The organism is Neobacillus sp. CF12 (assembly GCF_030348765.1).
Taxonomy (GTDB): Bacteria; Bacillota; Bacilli; order Bacillales; family Cytobacillaceae; genus Neobacillus.
Genome location: NZ_JAUCEU010000007.1, coordinates 5,695,008 through 5,717,055, shown reverse-complemented (window position 1 = coordinate 5,717,055; position 22,048 = coordinate 5,695,008). Strand labels below are relative to the sequence as shown.

The following is a 22,048-nucleotide window of genomic DNA, read 5'->3' as shown; positions in this document are numbered from 1 at the left end:
TTACTTCGACTCTTCCAGCTTTTGATAAATCTCTTCTAATACATCAACAGAAACTCCGCCATCCAAGGCAGTTAAAAGGCTTAAATAGAAATCATCTGCCTGATCTTCTATTTGTTTAATTAATAGCGCAAATTGCTCCATTAATATATCGGAGTAGTAAACCGTTAAATTTTCTCCTTCTGACTTCAAATATTCATCAGCAGGAACATTTAAAACATTAAAAAGTTCATCACTCATAAGCTTCTTTTCATTTTTTTCAAAAAAGGACTTTGGATTTTTAAAATAAGACAATGCTTTCGTAAACAGCTGTTTATTTAATTGATTAAAAGCTAAAGGAAACTCAATTTCTCCTTCATGCTTCATTTCAAAAGTCGAAAATGATAACTCTTTATTGATTTCATTCAAACTGCGCGTAAGTCCTGTATAATAGTCTGCTAACACTTTCCCGGCAAAAGAGTCGAGTCTGACTGTGGTTGCTCTCAGCTCTTGTGCAAAATCAAAACCTAGACTTTCTAACAATTCATCCAGTGATGATTGTAATGCCTTCTTCAGATTTCTCCCGTCATCTCTTAAGGTTGAAGGATTAAAAGCCTCTTTAAAGAAGTCACTAAAGCGAAGGAATACCCTTTGTTTAATATAAAAAAGAAGTTCTTCCCCCTCGAGCGTGATTCGTTTTTGTAACCCTTCTGGTGACTGTTTCTCCAATAATTCTTTGATCATCACTTTTTGTTTTTCTATTTCAGTCCGTTTTTTGTCCTTTACGGATTGATCTTCTTTTGAACTCTGAATTAGGTTAAACACTAACTCCTGAACACGATTCACTTCATTTCCCGCTGAAGTAATGGCCATTTCAGTTAAATCATTTGAAATAAAATGGTAGAAATCACCTTCAAAATTTCCCATTCCGGAATGGGCGTCCCTGTTTGGTTCCAACTTTTCCTGTAAAGCAAATAAACTAGATAATGGATAGAGATGTGGTTTCCGAATTCCATATTTAATTAACTGCTCTGTTACATACTCCGTAACAGTATCCTTCTCTTCCTCATTCTCAGCTAAGTCAATGGCATTAATAATGAAGAACATTTTATCGAGTTGGAAAGCATCCTTAACACGACCCAACTGAATTAAAAACTCTCGGTCAGCCTTAGAAAAGGCATGGTTATAATACGTAACAAACAGAATCGCATCAGAATTTTTAATATAATCAAATGCTACTCCTGTATGACGGGCATTAATTGAATCAGCCCCTGGTGTATCAACTAGGGTAATCCCTTTGCGTGTCAATTCACAATCATAATAAAGCTCAATCCATTCAACAAAACACGACTTTTCTTCAAGTGCTACAAAATCTGCAAATGCATTTAAGTCAGTTTCTAGAACCGAACCGAGCTGCTCACCGTGTTGGTGGAATCCCTTTTTAAATGCCTGTAAAAAAGCATAGTGTGTTTTTTCCGCAACACCTTCCTGTCCTTTCTCAAGCATTACCTTATCAATTTCTCCTGATGCCCCTTCTAAAGTAGAACTTTCCAAATCAAATAACTTCAATGAACGGTTTACATCCTCAAGCATCGCATTGGCCTCTTTAAATTTTACGAGCACGGTGCCATGCTGATACCGATCAGTTATAGGTTTGATTTTATTAATCGCAGCCGTGGTCGGGTTCGGTGATACCGGCAGCACCTTTTCCCCCATTAGTGCATTGGCAAACGAAGACTTACCCGCACTAAATGCACCGAATAAAGCAACTGTGAACCCCTTGTGTGCCAATCTGTCTGCTTTATCTTCCAATTCTTTCGCCAGCTTTTTAAAACCTGGGAGATTGTCAATTAACTTTGCAGTATGATTTAAACGAGAAACCATGTTTTGTAAATGACTTCTGGCTTTTTCTGTTTCGGTTTGCTTCGTTACATTTGTTTTTATCTTAGTCACTGGCAATTTCTTTTCCAGAGATTCTGTCTCGGGCAGTGCCTGACCATAAACGACTTCAGCTTCTTCTTCCTCTTGTTGAAAAAGCAAATACTTATCATCTTGGTTTTCGTCGGAATCATTTAGCAACATGCCCACTGTTTCTTCTTTTAGAGCAATTTCTTTTTCAAAGTTTGTTTTTTCAGAAAGGGCACTTACGTATTGTTCAATATTTTTGAATTCTTCCTGATACATTTCTGTTAATTTTTTTGTTTTTGCTGTTAATTCAGGTATAAGAGCAAGTTTAAATTCTAAAATACCCTCTCTAGCTATTTTTTTAATTCCATTAGCCAAGTCTTCTGTGTAATGAAGTAAATATTCACCAGAAACCAAAGCTCCTTGTTTAACCGTTTGAACAATCAAATCAATTGGAACTTTAATAGAAAACGATTGTGCCTTATTTTGTAATTCTTGGTTATCTAAACTATTGTTCTTGAGAATAGAAATTAAATATTCACGCAGATGCCATTCAAGCTGTAGCTTCGTCTTCTCTTGCAGGTCTTGGTATAGTCGATCAAGACGAGCATTCTTTTCTTCTAACGTTTTTTGTTTTGAAAAAAGAAATCCTACTTTAAATTCTGGCTGTGAGGCTTCAAGAAACGATTCTGCTAATTCTCTTGTTTGAAACGGCATTAAATAGGCATTGCTTAATATCTTTGCTATTTCCGCATCAAATTCCTTTTCTGTTTCCTTTACTCCATTTTCAAGAGTCTGAAGGTTTGCACTGATTGATTGGTAGGTTTGTGTTAATTGCTGCTTTTCTTCTTCAGGCAGTTCATCTAAAACGTCAAAAATAGGCTGAAGTTCTTCTTCCCGTTTATTGCGAGCTTGGTCTAAATGATCTTGAGCAATTTTTATTAATGAATGAAAAATGGATTGCTGTAGAAGTTGGTCCTTATTTTGCAATTTCTCTGCAATAAATGCCTTTAAATCATTAAATTCATTTAGTTTATGGTCTTGATATTTTAAGGAAGTATAAAAGATTCGAGCTGGCTTTACTCCCCAAGCCCCGAAGGAATCCTGGACACTTCCTTTAAATTGCTGGAAGGTCAGTTCCTCTTCCTTATGCTTATCCACCTGATTAATAACGAGATAAACTTCTTTTCCTGCTTCCGTTAATTCTTTTGTAAATAGAAAATTCAGCTCGGCTTGGACATGGTTATAATCCATTACATATAAAACGAGGTCAGCAAGGTGAATTGCAGATTCCGTTGCCACCCGATGGGCATCATCCGCAGAGTCAATTCCAGGAGTGTCCATAATAACCGTATTTGCAGGAAGCTGGGAATCGGCATGGCTGATTTCAATTTCTTCGATTTGGTCTCCATCTTTGCAATATTTCTTCACTAATTCATAATCATATGGTGCCAAATAGATGCGAGGCTTTTCATTTTTGAAAAAAACCTTCGCATATTCTTCACCAGATTTCACCTTTACGAGGTTGGCACTGGTGGGAATGGGACTCGAAGGGAGCAAATTCTCGCCGACTACTTTGTTAATCATCGTTGACTTTCCAGCCGAGAAATGACCACAAAAAGCAATCATAAACTCCTTGTTCTGCAATTTTTTTGCTAATTGCTTTGTTTTTTCAGCATTTTCATTATCACGTTGCTTAATAAGGTATTCATATAAAGCAAGAATCTTATTTTTTAGTGACGAAATCGTTTGTTGCTTATTAGCCGTTTGCACCATAGTTTTTTCCCCTTGTTCACAACTTTGTAATATTTTATATTTTATACGATAATTCAAACTTTTCCTATCGTGAAAACCTAATTTGTTAACATAATATTCACGCATATATTTTTCCGGTTAAGGTACTATGGAATTATTACATGGTAAAGGATGTGGAAAATGGCATATAAGGAACGAATCGAGTCAGATGAATTAAAGTTGTTAAGATCCTTGAACAATCGTACAGTTTTACCGAGCAAAGAGAAAATAATTTATTTGAACCTTGAAAAAGGTTACAAAGGCGAGTTGATGTTTGATCATTTAAGTGAGCGACTTGATCCTAAAAAGTTTTTAGTATTGAATGATTTGCGGTTGGAAACCAACTCTACGAATTTTCAAATAGATACCTTTATTATTAGCCAAGTAACCCAGTTTCCTTGTGAGGTGAAAAATTTTGAAGGGGATTATTATTACGAATCTGATCAGTTTTTTGCAATGAATGAAAATGAGATTCAGAATCCGCTAGACCAAATAAAAAGAAGCGATACCTTACTTCGGCAAGTTTTTCAAAAGAAAAAGTACTCTATCTCCCTAAAATCAAATGTCTTCTTTGTAAATCCATCATTCACCCTCTATCAGGCACCATTGAACAAACCTATCATTTACCCCACTCAGCTCGATAAGTTTATTGATGATTTAAATAGGAGACCCTCTATACTGAACGATTATCACTATAAAATAGCTGACTATTTAGTCAAGGAACATAAAACAGTTTCTCCCTACACTCGATTACCCCCTTATGATTATGAGAAATTGAATAAAGGATTGACCTGTTTTTCCTGTCTTTCCTTCTCAGTTAAGGCTGGAGAGACTAAAATTTTGTGCAACGTATGTGGCTGTATGGAAAATGTTGAGAATGGGATATTGCGGTCTGTGAGAGAGCTAAAACTTCTCTTTCCTAGTATAAAAATCACCACTAATTTGGTGTATGAGTGGTGTAAAGTAATTGAATCCAGGAAACAGATAAGGAGAATATTGAAAAAAAATTATACTATAATTGGAACAAGACATTCTACGTACTATATTTAAAGTTATTGAATGACAGTTCTGGTGGAGTGACCGAATAATCTTTACATTTTGTTCTTCGGTCACTCCAGACCCCCTGCATTTACCCACATGCCTCTTCCGTATGCTCTTCGGTCACTCCAGACCCCTTGCATTTACCCACATGTGCCTTCTCCGTATGCGCTTCGGTCACTCCAGACCTCCTGCATTTACCCACATGCATTCTCCGTATGCTCTACGGTCACTCCAGACCCCTGCATTTACCCACATGCCTTCTCCGTATGCGTTTCGGTCACTCCAGACCCCCTGTATTTACCCACATGCCTTCTCCGTATGCGTTTCGGTCACTCCAGACCCCCTGCATTTACTCAAATGCTTTTTCCATATGCTCTTCGGTCACTCCAGACCTCCTGCATTTACCCACATGCTTTTTCCATATGCGCTTCGGTCACTCCAGACCCCTGCATTTACCCACATGCCTTCATCGTATGCTCTTCGGTCACTCTAGACCTCCTGCATTTACCCACATGCTTTTTCCATATGCGCTTCGGTCACTCCAGACCCCTGCATTTACCCACATGCCTTCATCGTATGCGCTTCGGTCACTCCAGACCCCTGCATTTACCCACATGCTTTTTCCATATGCGCTTCGGTCACTCCAGTGCCCAAATAAAGAAAAAACCAAGGAAATTTTTCTCCTTGGCTTAATGTTATATTCTCTTAACGTGTTACATTTTTTAAGACGTGTTTCATGACAAATGCGTATATGATTACCGTTCCACCTACAAATGCAAAAGCCATTAGATACACCTTCCTATCCGCTCAATTGAAATGAGAATGATTTTCATTCTACTTTAAAAATAGGATATCACAACTGATAATCATTTTCAATATGGATATGTTAATTGTCATATTTATTTAACAATTTTGGCAGAAACCGATTACAGCTTGCAAAGCTTCCTTCGTATTCCGTAAACTCTCTTAGTGCCTTTTCCTCAGCGGGGATGCGAATTGACAGCATGAACACATTTAATAGCGTAAACAAGCATGCCGTAATGTATGCGCCAAAAAGCAGCGGAACAACCAATAATTCAATCGAAACAACTAAATAGTTGGGATGTTTAATAAACCGATATGGTCCTTTTCTCACCACATCCAAATTGGGTAAAACAATGATTTTCGTATTCCAATAACGACCAAGCGAAGAAATCGCCCACACTCTAATCACCTGAGCACATACAAACAATGCTCCAAATAAGGGCCAAACCGCTGATAACTCACGAGAAAAGCTTACTTTTTCTATTATTAAAACAACAAAAAATAATGAATGCATCAGAACGATATATAGGTAATGCCTCATACCAAATTCAATTGCACCTTGTTCTTTCATCCACTTTTCATTTCTTCGAGCAATCACCAGCTCAAGTAAACGCTGAATAATCAAAACTGAAATAAATAGGAAAAAAGGTATCATCATTTACCCCCACTTCAGTAATAGCAATTCTGAACTAAATCCCGGCCCGAGCGCGGTGCAAAGTCCATAGGTCCCTGCCTCTCCACCTGATTCCATAAATCTTCTAAGGACATATAGTATCGTTGCCGACGACATGTTTCCATATTGCTTAAGAATATCTAGTGATATGTCCGTCATTGCAGCAGGTATCCCTAATGATTTGATATAAGCATCTATAACTTTTTTTCCGCCTGGATGAGCGATAAAACGGTCAATCTCGGCCAGTTCTATCCTGTTTTGAGTTAAGAATTTGCTTACGTTAGGTTTAAGCCAATCCTCAATAATACTGGGGATATCTCTGGAGAATATCACAAACAGTCCTTGATCCCTTATATCCCACCCCATGACATCTAAAGAATCAGGCATCAACGTAGATTGAGTATCAATTATGGCTGGTGCAGTGTTTTTAGCACGTAAATCATCGATGCTTACTTTATTTCCACAAATCAACGCACAGGCAACCCCATCAGCAAATAGTGACGTGCCAATTAGATTACTTTTTGAGTAGTCATTACGCTGAAAGGTTAAACTGCACAGTTCAACAGAAAGGACCAAAACCAATGCGTCCGGAAAGGCCGTGCAATATTCAAACGCTCTTGATAAACCAGCCGCTCCACCAGCGCAGCCAAGACCCCAAATCGGTATTCTTTTTGTGTTTTCGCGGAATGGCAATAGATTCATGATTCTCGCTTCGATGCTGGGAGTCGCCATACCTGTTGTTGAGATATAAAAAATAGCGTCTATTTGTTCACAGTCGATTTCGCTAGTCAAAAATGTCTTATTAGAAAGGCAGTTCTTAATCGCCTGCTTCCCCAATGTTACCGCAGATTCAATATAGGCATTATTCTTATCCGCAAAAGAGTGGTCTTCTTTATACCAGTCAATTTCTTTTACGATATGTCTTTTTTCTATTTGACCATTTTGAAAAGCCTTAAGCAGCCTTTCAATATCTTTAAAACGATCTGAAAAAAGTTCTCTTGCAAAGTCTATCGCTTGCTCTTGTTTTATCACAAATTCAGGTATTGCTTCTGCTACCGAAAGAATCGTTGGCATTCGTTTTATTCTCCTTCAATGTAGGTAATGGTATTTTTACCAAAAAAAGGAGTTTGTATGTACAAAAAAAAAGCTTCCCTGCAAGAGGGAAGCCAACGTTTTGAAGGTTGTTGTTGTTGTGCTCTTTGATTATAACCGAGATATTGAATCATATCATTACGCAAACTTTTCCATTTTTAACTTTCTAAAAAAAGAGCACCTTGTCTCATCTCTTTGTAATCTTACTGTTTTTTTGATTGAGATTGAACTTCAATTTTTATCTTTTTATCTGCCAATGATCCACAGATTTTACAATAAGCTATTTCGTCATAGAGGAGACGGCATGGTTCACAATAATATTTTTCCATCAATAACACGCTCGCTTCTCATGAATTATAATTCATCTATTTCATTCTATTAAAAAGTTTTAGAATTGTGACAAATATAGGAAAAACAAGCCTTTTTCTTCACAAAGGTCAAATTCAATTACTTTTATCACAGGTATTAAGTGATAGTTCACAATTTAGTCACAACTCCGACACTATTATTGTGATATAAATCACTGTTATATCAATTTATTACTATTAACATAGTACTTACCTAAGGAATGAACATTTTGTGAACTGTAAAATTTGTTATTTTTTCTTCACAATTGTTTTGTATTATGAAAGAGAACTTATTATTTTATTTAATTTTTTCTGAAGGGAGTCTTGGGGGATGGCGAAAGCGGAACTGAAAACAAACAAAAAAACAGAAATTGAAGACAGCTCTTCTCTAAAAGGGACATTGGCATCCGTTTTCTTTTTGGGAATCTTTTTAGTTGTCACTTGGGTAAGTGTCTATTTCTTGTTCTTAGACCGTTTTTAATAAAAGAAAGGGGAAAAAACCATGCATATGCATAAGTTTGAAAAAATTTGGCTTATCTTCGGAATCGGCGCACTTGTTGTTTTCTTATCAGTTGTAGGTGTAAGCGCTTTTTACTTAGGTAACAAGCCGCCAAGTTGTTTAACTACTATCGATCCAAAAAAGGTTGATACTCAGGCACCATTCGATAAACCTGGATTACACAAGGTGGAAGGAAAAGAATGGGACTATGAATTAGTTTATGTTGCTTCTGCCTTCTTCTACAATCCTGCAGAAGTAGAAGTTCCACTAGGTGCGAAGGTAAAAGTTATGGCCACAACAAAAGACGTAATCCATGGTTTTCAAGTTGCCGGAACGAATATCAATATGATGCTTGAACCAGGTTACATAAATGAGATTGTTACAACGTTTGATAAAGAAGGCGAATATTTAGTGGTTTGTAACGAGTACTGCGGTACTGGTCACCACTTAATGAGTTCTAAGATAAAGGTGGTTAAATAATGAGTAGCCCTAAATTAAAAGTAGATCCACGTGATGGAAAGCTTGCGATGGCACACTTTTATGTTGCCTTTATCGCACTTGCATTAGGCGGTTTAATGGGATTACTTCAAACCCTTGTCCGTTCTGGTAAATTTGAACTTCCATGGGGTATAGATTATTATCAAATTTTAACTGTTCATGGTGTTTTAATGGGTCTTGTTTTAACAACTTTCTTTATAATGGGATTCCAATATGCTGCTGTTAGCCGTACAGCAGGTACTCATTCTCCAGCAGCACGCCGGATTGGCTGGATTGGCTTCTGGGTAATGACGGTAGGAACTATTATGGCTGCTACAATGGTATTACTTAAAGAAGCATCTGTACTTTATACTTTCTATGCACCACTAAAAGCGCATTGGATTTTTTACTTAGGTATGACATTTGTTGTTGTCGGCAGCTGGCTTGACGGAGCAGCCCAAATCATGACCTATGCTAAATGGCGCAGGGAAAACCCTGGTAAACCAAGCCCATTATTAAGCTTTATGGCTGTCATTAATACCGTGCTTTGGATTGTAGCTACACTTGGAGTTGCTGCTACTGTATTATTCCAGTTACTCCCTTGGTCACTTGGAATAGTGGATACAGTTGACGTGTTAGTTAGCCGTACATTGTTCTGGTATTTCGGACATCCGCTTGTTTATTTCTGGCTGCTCCCAGCTTATATGTGCTGGTATGCGATTGTTCCAAAAATTATTGGCGGAAAGATTTTCTCAGATTCGTTAGCACGTCTATCTTTTATCCTATTTTTACTTTTCTCGATTCCGGTTGGATTCCACCATCAATTAACCGAGCCTGGTATTGATCCGGCTTGGAAGTTTCTGCAGGTAGTATTAACATTTATGGTTATCATTCCATCATTGATGACTGCTTTTTCATTATTCGCAACCTTTGAGAGATATGGTCGCTCTAAAGGGGCAACTGGACTGTTTGGCTGGTTTAAGGTTCTACCTTGGAACGATGCTCGTTTTACAGTTCCCTTTATTGGTATGGCCAGCTTTATCCCAGCCGGTGCAGGCGGTATCATCAACGCTTCAAACCAAATGAACCAAGTGGTTCACAATACGATTTGGGTTACAGGTCACTTCCATTTAACTGCAGCAACCTCTGTTGTGTTAACGTTCTTTGGAATCTCATACTGGCTTGTTCCACATTTAACTGGACGTAAATTAACAAAAGCTATGAACAAATTGGGTATTATTCAGGCATGGGTATGGTTTATTGGAATGGCGTTCATGTCAGGTGCGATGCACTTCCAAGGACTTCTTGGCGGTCCAAGACGATCAGCCTTCTCAACGTATGGGGATTCAGCTCAAGCAGCTGAATGGATTCCTTACCAAATAGCACAAGCTGTTGGTGGATCGATTTTATTCCTTGGAATAATCTTAATCATCATCATCTTTGTAAATCTCGCTTTCTTTGCACCTAAAGGTGAAGAAGAGTTCCCTGTAGGTGAAGCCGAAAATCTTGAAGAAAAAGCACCAATGATCTTTGAAAACTGGAAATTATGGCTTGGTATCACAGCTGCCCTAATTTTATTTGCATACACGATTCCATTTATCGATATGATTCAAAATGCACCTCCAGGCTCACCAGGATTCAAAACATGGGGTTCTTGGTAACAAATGCTGAAAAAGGCTTCAATTAGTACTGAAGCCTTTTTTTGTTTTGTTTAAGGAATGTTTTCGGCAAATTTATTAGAATTACTGATAGTAGAATAATAGCCGTTCCAATAAATTGTAAAACCCCAAAGTCTTCTTTAAACAAGAAAACACTTAGTAACGTAGCAGCAACAGGCTCCACAGTCGCAATAATAGAGGCTTTGCTGCTTTCCATTCTCTCTAATCCCTTTGTATAGAATAAGTATGCTAAAACGGTTGGAAATAAGCCTAAACCAACTCCATAAAGAATGACTTCTTTGTTAAATAGAATACTTCCTTTTTCAAAAAGATCTGTAAAAACAAGTAAAGTTATAGACGCAACAAAGAACGTGTAGAAAGTAACAGTGAAGGGACGATACTTTAGTAAAGCAAATTTCCCAAATATCGTGTATAAAGCGTAACCGAAGCCCGCTCCTAGCCCGGTTAAAATCCCAACTAGATTCATCGATGGTGTTTCCTTTAAATTAATGCCGGCAATTAAAATGCACCCTATTAAAGTCAAAATGACTGAAATAATCTTCATAGAATCCATACTTTCTTTTAAAAACAAATAGGAAAGGACAACAACAAAGGCGGGTGCCGTATAAAGTAAAATAACCGCAAAAGATAAACTAAGTTGATTTATGGAAGTGAAATAGCACCAATTAAACAAGACAATGCTAAATATCCCTGTTCCGATAAAGTATTTGCTGTCTCGCAAATGTATCTTCATTTGTCCGGGATATTTTAACAAGCCGATTATCCCGAGCAATAATAGTGCTGTTACTACTCTAATTGTAACAATCTCCATTGGTGTAAAGCCTAAGCTTGCCAGTTTCCTAACAAAAATTGCAATGATCCCCCACATAATTGCACTAATGGCAATTAGAATAATTGGACCTAATTTCCCCATTACACACACACCTACCTAAATAAAGAAGAAGGGCTTAAATCTCTCCCTTCCCCTCTTTATCATTAATTTAGTTGATACACTTGACCATATTTTTCGTATAAATAATCAGTTAGATATTGCGCATTAAGACCTTCCCCAGTTACATCCTGAAGTATTTCTAATGGTTTCTTCTGTTTACCATATTGGTGGATATTTTTGGTCAGCCATTCTTTGATTGGCAGCAAGTTTCCTTCCTCTAACAATTGATCGAAATTAGGGAGATCCTTAAGCATTGTATTCTTAAATTGAGCAGCGTACATGTACCCTAGTGCATAGGAAGGAAAATACCCAAAGCTACCTCCAGCCCAGTGAACATCCTGCAGTACACCTTTAGCATCATTGTGAGGCGTAATTCCTAAATATTCTTGATATAATTGATTCCAAACCTGTGGTAGATTTTTAACCTCTAACTCACCATTAAATAAACCCTTTTCAATTTCATAGCGAATAATGACATGAAGTGGATACGTTAATTCATCTGCTTCGATTCTAATAAGCGAAGGTTTCGATTCGTTTATTCCCCTGTAAAAGTCTTCTATTGTAACGTTGTCAAACTGACCTGTAGCATATCTTTTTAATAATTCGTAATTGTTTTTCCAAAAAGGCATGCTCCGACCGATAATATTTTCGTAGAAAAGTGATTGTGACTCATGTATTCCCATCGAGGTACCTGTACATAAAGGAGTTCCAATCAATTCTTTAGATATATTTTGTTCGTATAAGGCGTGACCACCTTCGTGAATGGTACCGAAAACAGCCGTGCGGAAATCATGTTCATCATAGTTTGTTGTTACCCGGACATCTCCTGGATTTAAACCTGTAGCGAAGGGGTGCACAGTTTCGTCTAGTCGGCCAGCTTCGAAGTTATACCCCATTTTTTCAAGGATTTCTAAGCTTAATGCACGCTGGTTTTCCTTTTTAAAAGTCTTAAAAAGGAACTCCGTTTTAGGCTTATTTGGAGAGTCTGCAATCTGTTTGACCAACGGTACAATTTTCTCCCTTAAGTCACCAAATACCTGATCAAGGACTTCTACCGTCATTCCAGGTTCGTATAAATCTAGTAAAACATCGTAACGATTTCCATTATGACCCCAATAATTGATGAACCTTTTATTCATATCAACTAACTTTTCAAGGTATGGTCTAAACAGTTCAAAATCGGATTTTTCCTTTGCTTGTTCCCAAATACTTTCTGCCTTGGACTGTAGAATAACATATTCCTTGTATTCATTCGCAGGAATTTTTTTATTGCGTTCGTATTCTTTTTTACACTCCTCTAAAATTTTCCGTGTAGTTTCTGATAGGTCATTTTTAGATAAAGTTGCTATGTATGCTGCCATATCTTCCGAAGTGGACATTTTAAAAACCTCTGATGAAAGCATGCCTATTACTTCAGACCTTTGATCGACTCCCTCCTTCGGAGCTCCAGTTCGCAGGTCCCAATAAATCAATCCAAGTGCCTCATTATATGCGCTCATTTTCTTTACATATTCTAGGAACTTCTTTTCAATTTGCTCTGGTGTCAGGCTCATACTAAATCCCCCTTTTTAATAACCATCTGTATTTTATCATATTTTTCTGAAAATCTAAGGATAAAAAAACAACAGAAATAAATTCTGTTGTAAAATGAATTTAGGGAAAGAGGATGAATCCTAAAAAAACAAAGTAAAATGTTAAGAGAGGTTAACATTTCAATAAAATAAAGCGTAAACTTTTACTTCTTACCGATAGAAACTTTCCAAACCCTAGGACCTTCTTCAAGGTATTCCCAAGTAAACTGTTCAGATCTTTCCATCATAAATTGATACTGAAGTGGTCTTGGATCATGATCGTTAACAATCTGCATAAATTCTCCAGATTTTAATTCATCAAAGCCTTTAAATATAGTTGAATGTTTTTCACGTGGCGGGAAATCTGGCACATGAATAATCGTTGCGTAAGTTTGCATTAATTTTTCACTCCTTTTTATTTCTAACTTCTTTTTTATTATAAAAAAATAATATTCTCACCATAGTGCTAACCATCACACCTACAAGATAATTTTGCTAATAGTAACAGTAAGGGAGAAAAACAGAATGAAAGAATTAGTTGGCAATTGCACGTTATGTTCAAAAGAGATTTATTGTTTAGATGGCTTCTTTAACGGTGTACAATCTGACGACAGAAAGATGTATTGCTTTGAATGCTACGAGAAATCTAACCATGAAGAAGATCCGCAAGATTAACTCTTGCGGATTTTTTTATTGAGAATTATTTTCAAAGAAATTTGCTATCTATGATGGGGGTCACATATTTGTTCTCAAATCACTGCTAAAATGAAGGTAATCAAGAATTACTAATGCGAAGGTGATGTTAATGAGGCAAGAGGACATAAAAAAAAGATTATCTGATGTTCCTCTATTTAAAGAATTATCTGATGGAGAGCTGGAACCCTTCATAAAAATAGCATTGACTCGCTTTTATAAGCAGAAGATGTATGTATTTATGCAGGATGACCAACTGGACCGGGTATTTTTTATCCATTCTGGAAAAATCAAAATATATAAAACAGATTTTTCTGGTAAGGAACAAATTGTTTCTGTACTCGAACCTGGTGAAATGTTCCCACATGCTGGGTTCTTCCGAAATGGGAACTTTCCAGCACATGCAGAGGTTTTAGAGGAGGCAAATCTAATTGCCATTCCAATTGACAAATTTGAAGAAACACTTATTGCTAATCCAGAACTGTGTATAAAACTTTTTAAAGTGTTAGGAGAGAAAATAGTCGACCTTCAAGGAAGATTAGAGGCGCAGGTTCTCCATAACACATTTGAACAAATCGTATTACTTCTGATTAGACTTTGTCAGTCAAATGGTGAACAGGTTGGCAGCAGGTATCAACTTACAACCCAATTCACAAACAGGGAACTGGCTAATATGATTGGAACTTCAAGAGAAACCGTCAGTAGAACAATCAATCATTTAAAAAAGAAAAACCATATTAACCAGTGTGAAGATGGTTTCTATTTAATCGACCGTGAAGCACTGGAACAGGAATTATTCAATTAAATATCATTCGAGGAGTTGTTAATAATGGAACAAAAGATTATTGAACTAGATGTTAGAGAAGATTTAAAGAATAAGATTGAACCTTTCCAAAAAATTATGGAAGCCATTAAAGAAGTAAAAGATAATGATATCTTTATCCTCCACGCGCCTTTCAAGCCTGTGCCATTGTTTGCAGTATTAAAAGCAAAAGGCTTTACCCATGAAGCCGAAGAAATTGACGCGAAGCACTGGAAAGTTACTTTTACTAAGAATTCCTAATAAGAAAGGTGATTATTAATGATTCTAGACAATCGAGGTTTAGAGCCGCCACAGCCGATGATGAGAACTCTTGCAGCATTGGAAAATTTAGTTGATGGTGAGGTATTAACGATTATTAATGATAGAAGACCGATGTTCCTTTATGAACAGCTTGAGGAACTTGGCTACAAGGAGCGAACAGAACCACAAAATGACGGGAGTTTCAAAATTGAAATCTTCCGATAAGAAGGTGAAAGATTATGCTTCCTAATACTATGGGAAGTGAGACAAATATAAAGCTTCCTTTCTCATTTATTATTTTCAGTTTAGTCGCTCTCGTGATTTCACAGATTTTAGTGTTAGTAAATGGACAAATGCTCGTGAATGGCAGTTTTCGCATTCCAGCCATCTGGTCAGCTGCTCATTTACTCACCTTGGGCTGGGCACTAATGGTCGCAATGGGCGCGATGTATCAGCTAGTTCCCGTTGCTTTTTTAACAAATATATGGAATGAGAAATTTGGCTTCATCCAATTTTTTGTTACTGCGATAGGAATTGCTTCTTTTTCTTGGATGTTATATGTATCTCCACAAAACGCCTTACTACCTGGTATTCTCATGTTACTTGGTATCTTAATGTTCTTGTTTCAAATGTTTATGACTCTAAGGAAACAGGCGAAACCAAATATCCTAACAGCCTTTGTTGGTAGTGCACTTGTTTGTTTATTCTTAACAATCTTTCTGGGTATTACGTTAATCTATTCCCTCCAAACAGGATTTGCTGCTGAGCACTACCAAGCAATATTTAAAAGTCATCTATTAATGGGTGTAACAGGCTGGTTTACACTATTAATTTTTGGTTTTTCTTATAAAATGGCTCCTATGTTTTCATTATCACATGGGTTTCCAATGATTCATGCACGTTATGTATATGGCTTATATATGTCTGGTCTCGTGATTACATTGCTTTCCTTTTTTAGTGATAATAGTAACCTACTGAAAGCAGGATTTTTCTTATTGTTTGTTGGTTTTTCTGTTTTCAGCTGGCATGTCTCAATCATCATAAAAAAAAGACTGAAGAAAAGGCTTGATCATTCGTTTTCCTTCGCTTTAGCTGCTATAGTCTTAGGAAACATCATCCACCTAGCAGCATTTATTGCATTGTGGACAGAACAGTTTTCCATCCTAATAGGACCCTTGGTTTACCTCTATTTATTCCTTTGGATTGTTTTAAGTATCATGGGGTATTTATTTAAAATTGTTCCGTTTTTGTGGTGGACTTATAAATACAGTAAGGAAATGGGGAAAAAAGCAGTACCTTCCTTAAAAAATGTGATGAACGAAAAAGTGGTCCTTCCCTTCTTTTCACTCTTTGTAATTTCGGTACTGGCTGTATTCCTTTCCATTATCTTTAAGAGCATTCTCCTGTTTAATGTCGGACAATTTGTATTATCGATTGTCTTAATCGCGATTGCTTTAACTATTCTGGGTGTACTAAAAAAATAATGAGGTGTTTAAGATGAACGTAAAAGAAAAAGTGTTGGAAGCTTTAAAAACCGTCTATGACCCTGAGTTAAATATTAATGTGGTTGACTTAGGTCTAATATATAATGTCGAAGTAACCGAAGAAAATGATGTAAATGTTAAGATGACGTTAACCACACCTGGATGTCCACTTCATGACAGTATAACTACCGGCGTTCGTTACGCTGTGCAAGGTATTGAAGAGACAAGAAACGTTGACGTTAATCTTGTCTGGGAACCTGCATGGTCACCTGAAAAAATGACTGCTGAGGGACTACGATTATTAGGAAGATAAGCAAAAGGTCAGCCAAATACGGCTGACCTTTTTCACTATACTTCTATTGCTTCTGTAGGTAGAACATGTTTAATTTTCTGCAATAACGCAGAATCGATATCTTCATCCAACATGATATGAACGCTACCTTGATCATTTTCACTTCTAATTAATCGGCCAATCCCCTGTCGTAATCTAAGCAGCATGTATGGTAAATCCACTTCTTCAAATGGGTTCGCAACACCATTCCTTTTTGCCGTAAACACAGGATCATTTGGTGGGAATGGCAGTGAGAAGATCATGACATTTTCTAAGGATCTTCCAGGAATATCTAGTCCTTCCCAAAGATGGATTGTACACAGGATGGCATGCTCCTCATTTTGAAACTTAGATACAAGCGTACTAATTTCTTCGTCACCCTCGAAATACACTGAGTAAGGAACTTTCCCAGAAAGCTTTTGTTTAAGGCTCTTTAATTCATTTTGATTGTTTAGGAGAATAAGTGCCCTGCCCTCTGATTGAACAATTTTACTGACAACATAATCGAGTTTACCTTCCAACGAGTTTTGATGGAATTTCGGCATGTAGACTTCCATTTTTTCTTCGTAATCAAAGGGTGAATCCACAGAAAAGGACAAATACTCTTTAATCCCCAAACTATTGGCAATGTAGTCAAACTTCTTTTCATTCGATAATGTTGCCGATGAAAAGATAAACGGCTTTTTCTGTACAAAAACTTCATCCCTCATGACTTCTTCAACCATTTTCGGCATGATGACAAGTGTCCGTTCATATCCTTTTTCCTCGAACCAAGTAATCCCGTTCATTTCTTTAAGAAACAACGATAAAGAGTAAGTGATTTGTTCTAAATATTCCTCAACTATTTTCAAGTCATATTCATTAATCACGTACAATTCACTTTCAAAGACAAGCTCTTCTTCGATTGCTTGAAGCCTATTTAGCAATGTTGTACCATATTGTATTAAAGAAGGATGCATGGTAATCATCTGTTTTTCGGAACCTTCTGATGGGATTGCGTGTTTTGATATAGCACTAAAGAACTTATCATTGTCTAACAGAGCTTCTTCAATGGTATATAACGTTTTCTCACGTACTTCATTTTCCATTAGCCTTGTTAATAAGGTTTCTAGTGTATTATCGGTGAAACGATAGCTTAACGCCTTTTGTGCTGCATATTCAAGTAAATGCCCCTCATCAAAAACAACTGAAGAGTGTTCCGGCAATAATGGCAGTTGCCCTTCACGCTTTCGTGATTCTTTTGTCCAAATATGCTCCATATAAAAGTCATGTGAGCAGATAATCAAGTCCTTTGCATGGCGGTAAAAATCACGATTTAGAGTGAGTCCGCACCGATGTCTTTTTTCACAAGAGAAACAGTCTTGGACCATATCCCAGTTGATTTTCCCCCAAGTATCATCAGACAATGTAGGATAATCCCGACGGTCACCATATCTTTCAAATTTTTGCATAGAGCCATCACTATGCACAAAATCAGGTAGTTCCTCATAAATTCCAGCAATATCATCGTTAAAGTCTTCATGTCTAACATAATCGAGCTTTTTTAAGCAAAGGTATTGGTCCCTCGATTTTGCTAGTCTTACATCAATATTGAGCCCAAGTACTTTTTCTAACTTGGCAATGTCGCCTTCTTTTTTTACTAGCTGCTCAATTAAGGTTTCATCCGCACAGGCAATGATAGCTGGCCTATTCGTGTACCTGGCATACATAATAGCATAAAGCAGATAAACAATCGTCTTACCTGTACCCACTCCGGCCTCAGAAAACATGACCTTCTTGTCCTTAAATGCTTTCTCAAGCTGGAAAGCCATAAAAATTTGTTCATCACGTAATTCAAACCCTGCTTCGGGTAAAATATCATAAAATAAGTCACCAATCCACTCACTTAGCTTGTCATAAAAGGATTCAGTTTTGGAAACTACAAATGGAATACGATCTTGCATGTTAACCCTCCTAAAACGAATTAAATGGAGCCTTAACAAATAGGCTCCAATTGTTCTTACCATTTCTATTCAATGGCGCGGGGTGGTCTTTTTCCCCAATATTGATAAAGGTCTGTACGGATAAAGCCATTAAATAACTTCCGCTTTTTTGTAGCTGGCTTCCCATAAAACTGCTCAAAGTTTTCATTGGAAGTCATGATATAGATGGACCATGTATCAAGTTTGCTAAAAGCTTGGCCCATTTCCTTGTACATTTGCTCGACTGCGGGCTTTTCGCCAAGTCTCTCGCCGTATGGGGGATTTCCAACAATGACACCATATTCTTTAGGCGTGGTTATATCTCTTACTTGCATTTGTTTATATTGTATAAGGTCACCAAGACCTGCCTCAAAGGAGTTTTCTTGAGCAATCTTGATCATACGATGATCAATATCCGTCCCCATAATATCCAAAGGCTGGTCATATTTTGCTAAATCCTCGGCTTCGGTACGCGCCTCATCCCATACATTTGATGGAAACCAATTCCAATTCTCTGATACAAATTCACGATTAAAGCCCGGAGCAATATTTTGACCAATCAAGGCTGCTTCAATTGGAATCGTGCCAGATCCACAGAATGGGTCGATAAATGGTTTATCAGGATTCCAATTCGTTAACGATACCAATGCAGCAGCAAGTGTTTCCTTAAGCGGTGCTTCCCCTTGATCTACACGATAGCCACGTTTATGGAGACCTTGACCGCTTGTATCTATCGTTATGGTGGCTACGTCCTTTAACAAGGCCACTTCAATTCTAAAATAGGCACCTGTCTCTTCAAACCAAGAATTTCGCTTATAATGGCTTTTCATGCGGTCCACAACTGCTTTTTTTACAATGGCTTGGCAATCTGAGACACTAAATAGTTTTGATTTCACTGACTTTCCGGTAACAGGAAAGTCAGCATCCTCTGGTAGATATTTTTCCCAAGGCAATGCCTTGGTCTTCTCAAATAATTCATCAAAAGTATAGGCTTTAAATTCCCCGACTTTTATTTTTATTCTATCTGCCGTTCTTAGCCACAGATTGCTTCGAGCAATTGCATTTTCATCGCCAGTATAAATCACTTTGCCGTTTTCTACTTCACACTCATAACCGAGAGCGCGTACTTCTTTAGCTACTAATGCTTCTAAACCCATTGCAGCGGTTGCAATTAATTGATATTTTCCCATTTTGTCCACCTTTAACTTTTTACCTTATTATGTATGAATATATGCTGGTCTATCATACCATTATAGACCAAAATCAGTAAGCCCATGCAATTGTTGATTGGAACTCCACTAAGGAATTCTCCTTGGAATAGTCACCGCAGTGACAGGCCGTCTCTGCCTGTCACGAGGCGCTTCGCTTTCCGCGGGCGGTCCGGGGAGCCTCCTCGGCGCTTAAGCGCCTGTGGGGTCTCCCGCAGGACATTGAATTACTTCCTCGAATCTGCCCACGCACGAAGAAAATGCGATAGCATCTTCGAGGAGTCTCGCGCCTTCCGTTCCAATCAACAATAATCTTAACATATCATAAAAGTAAAAAGACTCTCCTCATAAGGAGAGTCGATACCATTAAGTTTATTTACATTAATAACGTTCTGTAAGCCATGTTCTGTACCAGTGTACTACAAACGACGTTATTACGTCTCGTACTTAGGTGGTAATCATCTATCTACAGATTCACAAGTAATCTGTCCTTCTCCTTGTTCAATTCCTCAGAGAAAGTGCCCCTACCATTATTTGGGTTTCTCGCTCGTGGGGTTTACCTCGTTCCACCCTTTTCATTTCTGAAAAGGCTCCGTCACTGTGGCACTTTTATAGGTATTCATACCATATCCATACGGACTTAGGTATTTTCCCGGCCGTCAACCAAGCCAATGGCTCTTAGCTGCCCTAGCTTATGTTTTCGCTAGGCACGAACACTACGAGCATCTCAGCTCGTGCGAGCATGGACTTTCCTCTACAAAAAGCATACGCTCCTTGCAGCGATTACCCGAACGTCATTAATGAGTACTTTTTTATTATATGCATTTGTGTTTTATTAATCAATGGTTTTAATTAGGAAATCAAGGTACAATCTGTTAATCGTATAGTTTATTACCAAAGACATGCTTTTCAAGGTTGGATAATCGCTTCAAAATATCAAAGTTAGTCGTTCCTGCAGGCTGTGTTACTGGCTGCCTTCTAGATGCTTCTTCAAGTTGCTTTCGTAAACGGAGATTTTCTTGTTGAAGATCTTCTATTTCCTGGTGGAACATTTCATAATCCTTAATAATCAAGTCTAAATACTTATCCACATCTTCTTGTTTATAGCCTCGTACTCCGGTCTTAAATTCTTTTTCTAAAATATCCTTAGCGGTTAGTTTCACTTTATCGGTCACCATTTAATTCACCTCAAGTCATTCGCCAATCATTACCTATTATTTTTTCAAAAATAGTTGGTTTTGTCAATTCTTCTTTCTTATTACTATATAATCCATTCTCATTAGCCTATAATTGTTCAAAAATCTGAACGTTTTAACTCTTCTTCTTCAACAATTACTTGTAAATCATAAAATGTAATCAACTGGATAGGATAAGAATGTTTGTTTTGATATTGAATAGCCATTTCGTATATGTATCTTGGACTTCCTTCCTTCTCATGATCATATAAAAGGAGCAATCCGTCACTTTTTTCAATAAAAAATTGATTTTTTAAGCAGAATTGCCATGGTTTTTCAAACCCTTTTTTCGTTACCGAATCAATGAAATCTGCCTGTGCAAGGATAGATTTATACCATTCTGTGTTGTTCTCACGCCAGGATGCCTCTTGATCTAAAAAAGGTGTAATAACAGCCAACTTTACTTCAGGATATTCTGATTTTAGTTCAAATATAACTTCTGCTGCCCAAAGTTCAACACCGAGTTGTCCACTAATTAGTACCCACTCTAATCCATCTTCAATCATTGGTATTAACTCTTTCTTTAATGCCGCTTTAATAAACATAACCGAAGGATGGTCATTTTTAAAAATTCCTAATTCAAATGGTTTGTAACCTGATACTGCTAAAACTTTAATCAAGGTTATTCTTCTCCTTAATTGGTAGATGAGCACCATCTTTTTTTATAAACATATCAAAATAACACAAAAAAACAAGGGCAAATTGCCCTTGTTTTTTTGATTATCCAAAGAAACGTCGCGGACGAGGTGGGAATTGACCTGGTCCCATTCCTGGAGCCATACCTGGTCCCATCATGCCTGGTCCCATACCTGGCCCCATCATGCCTGGTCCCATACCTGGTCCCATCATGCCTGGTCCCATACCCGGTCCCATCATGCCTGGTCCCATATTAGGCGGCATGTTGTTTCCAGGAGGTAATGCATTGCTTTGAGCTCCAGCAACAGCAGTCGGCGCAGGTGCCGGCATACCGCCTCCACAGCAGTTAATATGTTGATGACAACAATCCTGTGCACAAGAAGCTGTCTGAGGACAATAGTGTTTATGCTGGAACATATGATGATTAATAGTTGTTGTATGTGTTGGATGAATGTGCGGTACCACTGTTGTTGAGAAAGTGTGGTTTACTATTTGTTTAGTCGGATGAATGACTGGCGGCGCAAAATTAGTTCCAAGATACAATATAAACTCTCCCTTCGAATATTTAATCTGTTTACATTAACAGCCTATGATAGGAGAGTAATTCTTGTACTAATGAAAATACCTATTTTTCATATATCTAATTAA

Annotated in this window: 21 protein-coding genes and 1 other RNA gene; 9 read left to right on the top strand and 13 right to left on the bottom strand. The window is 37.5% G+C overall.

Annotated elements, in window-relative coordinates; translation table 11 throughout:
• Positions 1-3,657 carry a dynamin family protein gene (locus QUG14_RS27500; protein ID WP_289343641.1) on the bottom strand — a complete coding sequence of 1,219 codons (3,657 nt, stop codon included), beginning with the start codon at positions 3,655-3,657 and terminating at the stop codon, positions 1-3.
• Positions 3,658-3,816: 159 nt separating this feature from the next.
• Here QUG14_RS27500 and QUG14_RS27495 point away from each other — a divergent pair, with 159 nt between their 5' ends.
• Positions 3,817-4,725 carry a nuclease-related domain-containing protein gene (locus tag QUG14_RS27495; protein ID WP_289343640.1) on the top strand — a complete coding sequence of 303 codons (909 nt, stop codon included), beginning with the start codon at positions 3,817-3,819 and terminating at the stop codon, positions 4,723-4,725.
• A gap of 475 nt (positions 4,726-5,200) precedes the next feature.
• Here the strand turns inward: QUG14_RS27495 and QUG14_RS27490 are convergent, their stop codons facing one another.
• From QUG14_RS27490 to QUG14_RS27480, 3 genes are all read right to left on the bottom strand, one after another.
• Positions 5,201-5,386, bottom strand: a complete 186-nt coding sequence (locus QUG14_RS27490) for a hypothetical protein (protein ID WP_289343639.1) — start codon at positions 5,384-5,386, stop codon at positions 5,201-5,203.
• A gap of 216 nt (positions 5,387-5,602) precedes the next feature.
• Positions 5,603-6,175 (bottom strand): isoprenylcysteine carboxyl methyltransferase family protein, encoded by a 573-nt coding sequence (locus QUG14_RS27485; RefSeq protein ID WP_483310765.1) that lies wholly within the window; start codon positions 6,173-6,175, stop codon positions 5,603-5,605.
• A 3-nt stretch (positions 6,176-6,178) separates the two neighbouring features.
• Positions 6,179-7,267 carry a type III polyketide synthase gene (locus QUG14_RS27480; protein ID WP_289343638.1) on the bottom strand — a complete coding sequence of 363 codons (1,089 nt, stop codon included), beginning with the start codon at positions 7,265-7,267 and terminating at the stop codon, positions 6,179-6,181.
• Between the two features lie 696 nt (positions 7,268-7,963).
• On the opposite strand from QUG14_RS27480, the gene QUG14_RS27475 reads away from it, so the two are divergent.
• The 3 genes from QUG14_RS27475 to QUG14_RS27465 are packed head-to-tail and all read left to right on the top strand — an operon-like array spanning position 7,964 to position 10,269.
• Entirely contained in the window at positions 7,964-8,113 is a 150-nt protein-coding gene (locus QUG14_RS27475) for a cytochrome c oxidase subunit 2A (protein WP_063251174.1), read from the top strand.
• Positions 8,114-8,134: 21 nt separating this feature from the next.
• Positions 8,135-8,611, top strand: coding sequence for a cytochrome c oxidase subunit II (locus tag QUG14_RS27470; RefSeq protein ID WP_289343637.1), 477 nt, complete (start codon positions 8,135-8,137; stop codon positions 8,609-8,611).
• Positions 8,611-10,269: a b(o/a)3-type cytochrome-c oxidase subunit 1 gene (locus tag QUG14_RS27465; RefSeq protein ID WP_289343636.1), complete on the top strand. Its 1,659-nt coding sequence runs from the start codon at positions 8,611-8,613 to the stop codon at positions 10,267-10,269. The genes QUG14_RS27470 and QUG14_RS27465 overlap by 1 nt, the downstream gene beginning before the upstream one ends.
• 22 nt (positions 10,270-10,291) lie before the next feature.
• On the opposite strand, the gene QUG14_RS27460 is transcribed toward QUG14_RS27465, so the two are convergent.
• From QUG14_RS27460 to QUG14_RS27450, 3 genes are all read right to left on the bottom strand, one after another.
• Complete coding sequence (locus QUG14_RS27460; RefSeq protein ID WP_289343635.1) at positions 10,292-11,200, bottom strand: DMT family transporter; 909 nt, start codon at positions 11,198-11,200, stop codon at positions 10,292-10,294.
• A gap of 62 nt (positions 11,201-11,262) precedes the next feature.
• Positions 11,263-12,771: a carboxypeptidase M32 gene (locus QUG14_RS27455; RefSeq protein ID WP_289343634.1), complete on the bottom strand. Its 1,509-nt coding sequence runs from the start codon at positions 12,769-12,771 to the stop codon at positions 11,263-11,265.
• Positions 12,772-12,953: 182 nt separating this feature from the next.
• Entirely contained in the window at positions 12,954-13,187 is a 234-nt protein-coding gene (locus QUG14_RS27450; RefSeq protein ID WP_289343633.1) for a DUF2249 domain-containing protein, read from the bottom strand.
• Positions 13,188-13,594: 407 nt separating this feature from the next.
• Here QUG14_RS27450 and QUG14_RS27445 point away from each other — a divergent pair, with 407 nt between their 5' ends.
• Genes QUG14_RS27445 through QUG14_RS27425 form a run of 5 tightly spaced genes read left to right on the top strand, consistent with a single transcriptional unit; the run spans position 13,595 to position 16,342 of the window.
• Positions 13,595-14,287 (top strand): Crp/Fnr family transcriptional regulator, encoded by a 693-nt coding sequence (locus tag QUG14_RS27445; RefSeq protein ID WP_289343632.1) that lies wholly within the window; start codon positions 13,595-13,597, stop codon positions 14,285-14,287.
• Between the two features lie 24 nt (positions 14,288-14,311).
• Positions 14,312-14,545 carry a DUF2249 domain-containing protein gene (locus tag QUG14_RS27440; protein WP_045516838.1) on the top strand — a complete coding sequence of 78 codons (234 nt, stop codon included), beginning with the start codon at positions 14,312-14,314 and terminating at the stop codon, positions 14,543-14,545.
• An 18-nt stretch (positions 14,546-14,563) separates the two neighbouring features.
• Entirely contained in the window at positions 14,564-14,770 is a 207-nt protein-coding gene (locus tag QUG14_RS27435; RefSeq protein WP_289343631.1) for a DUF2249 domain-containing protein, read from the top strand.
• 14 nt (positions 14,771-14,784) lie between these two features.
• Positions 14,785-16,029, top strand: a complete 1,245-nt coding sequence (locus QUG14_RS27430; RefSeq protein WP_289343630.1) for a hypothetical protein — start codon at positions 14,785-14,787, stop codon at positions 16,027-16,029.
• Positions 16,030-16,042: 13 nt separating this feature from the next.
• Complete coding sequence (locus QUG14_RS27425) at positions 16,043-16,342, top strand: metal-sulfur cluster assembly factor (RefSeq protein WP_289343629.1); 300 nt, start codon at positions 16,043-16,045, stop codon at positions 16,340-16,342.
• A gap of 35 nt (positions 16,343-16,377) precedes the next feature.
• Here QUG14_RS27425 and QUG14_RS27420 read toward each other — a convergent pair whose 3' ends face one another.
• From QUG14_RS27420 to QUG14_RS27395, 6 genes are all read right to left on the bottom strand, one after another.
• Positions 16,378-18,303: an ATP-dependent DNA helicase gene (locus QUG14_RS27420; RefSeq protein ID WP_289343628.1), complete on the bottom strand. Its 1,926-nt coding sequence runs from the start codon at positions 18,301-18,303 to the stop codon at positions 16,378-16,380.
• 65 nt (positions 18,304-18,368) lie between these two features.
• Positions 18,369-19,511 carry a THUMP domain-containing class I SAM-dependent RNA methyltransferase gene (locus QUG14_RS27415; protein ID WP_289343627.1) on the bottom strand — a complete coding sequence of 381 codons (1,143 nt, stop codon included), beginning with the start codon at positions 19,509-19,511 and terminating at the stop codon, positions 18,369-18,371.
• A 408-nt stretch (positions 19,512-19,919) separates the two neighbouring features.
• Positions 19,920-20,324: RNase P RNA component class B (gene rnpB / locus QUG14_RS27410), an RNA gene on the bottom strand.
• Positions 20,325-20,404: 80 nt separating this feature from the next.
• Positions 20,405-20,707: a cell division regulator GpsB gene (gene gpsB / locus QUG14_RS27405; RefSeq protein WP_289343626.1), complete on the bottom strand. Its 303-nt coding sequence runs from the start codon at positions 20,705-20,707 to the stop codon at positions 20,405-20,407.
• Between the two features lie 116 nt (positions 20,708-20,823).
• Positions 20,824-21,381, bottom strand: coding sequence for an SLOG family protein (locus QUG14_RS27400; protein ID WP_289344253.1), 558 nt, complete (start codon positions 21,379-21,381; stop codon positions 20,824-20,826).
• A gap of 103 nt (positions 21,382-21,484) precedes the next feature.
• Positions 21,485-21,943: a CotD family spore coat protein gene (locus tag QUG14_RS27395; RefSeq protein WP_289343625.1), complete on the bottom strand. Its 459-nt coding sequence runs from the start codon at positions 21,941-21,943 to the stop codon at positions 21,485-21,487.
• Positions 21,944-22,048: the final 105 nt, after the last annotated feature.

Bases quoted from the DNA above. Each gene is read 5' to 3' on its own strand.
- QUG14_RS27500 (WP_289343641.1), bottom strand. From the start codon at position 3,657: ATGGTGCAAACGGCTAATAAGCAACAAACGATTTCGTCACTAAAAAAT.
- QUG14_RS27495 (WP_289343640.1), top strand. From the start codon at position 3,817: ATGGCATATAAGGAACGAATCGAGTCAGATGAATTAAAGTTGTTAAGA.
- QUG14_RS27485 (WP_483310765.1), bottom strand. From the start codon at position 6,175: ATGATACCTTTTTTCCTATTTATTTCAGTTTTGATTATTCAGCGTTTA.
- QUG14_RS27480 (WP_289343638.1), bottom strand. From the start codon at position 7,267: ATGCCAACGATTCTTTCGGTAGCAGAAGCAATACCTGAATTTGTGATA.
- QUG14_RS27475 (WP_063251174.1), top strand. From the start codon at position 7,964: ATGGCGAAAGCGGAACTGAAAACAAACAAAAAAACAGAAATTGAAGAC.
- QUG14_RS27470 (WP_289343637.1), top strand. From the start codon at position 8,135: ATGCATATGCATAAGTTTGAAAAAATTTGGCTTATCTTCGGAATCGGC.
- QUG14_RS27465 (WP_289343636.1), top strand. From the start codon at position 8,611: ATGAGTAGCCCTAAATTAAAAGTAGATCCACGTGATGGAAAGCTTGCG.
- QUG14_RS27460 (WP_289343635.1), bottom strand. From the start codon at position 11,200: ATGGGGAAATTAGGTCCAATTATTCTAATTGCCATTAGTGCAATTATG.
- QUG14_RS27455 (WP_289343634.1), bottom strand. From the start codon at position 12,771: ATGAGCCTGACACCAGAGCAAATTGAAAAGAAGTTCCTAGAATATGTA.
- QUG14_RS27450 (WP_289343633.1), bottom strand. From the start codon at position 13,187: ATGCAAACTTACGCAACGATTATTCATGTGCCAGATTTCCCGCCACGT.
- QUG14_RS27445 (WP_289343632.1), top strand. From the start codon at position 13,595: ATGAGGCAAGAGGACATAAAAAAAAGATTATCTGATGTTCCTCTATTT.
- QUG14_RS27440 (WP_045516838.1), top strand. From the start codon at position 14,312: ATGGAACAAAAGATTATTGAACTAGATGTTAGAGAAGATTTAAAGAAT.
- QUG14_RS27435 (WP_289343631.1), top strand. From the start codon at position 14,564: ATGATTCTAGACAATCGAGGTTTAGAGCCGCCACAGCCGATGATGAGA.
- QUG14_RS27430 (WP_289343630.1), top strand. From the start codon at position 14,785: ATGCTTCCTAATACTATGGGAAGTGAGACAAATATAAAGCTTCCTTTC.
- QUG14_RS27425 (WP_289343629.1), top strand. From the start codon at position 16,043: ATGAACGTAAAAGAAAAAGTGTTGGAAGCTTTAAAAACCGTCTATGAC.
- QUG14_RS27420 (WP_289343628.1), bottom strand. From the start codon at position 18,303: ATGCAAGATCGTATTCCATTTGTAGTTTCCAAAACTGAATCCTTTTAT.
- QUG14_RS27415 (WP_289343627.1), bottom strand. From the start codon at position 19,511: ATGGGAAAATATCAATTAATTGCAACCGCTGCAATGGGTTTAGAAGCA.
- gpsB (WP_289343626.1), bottom strand. From the start codon at position 20,707: ATGGTGACCGATAAAGTGAAACTAACCGCTAAGGATATTTTAGAAAAA.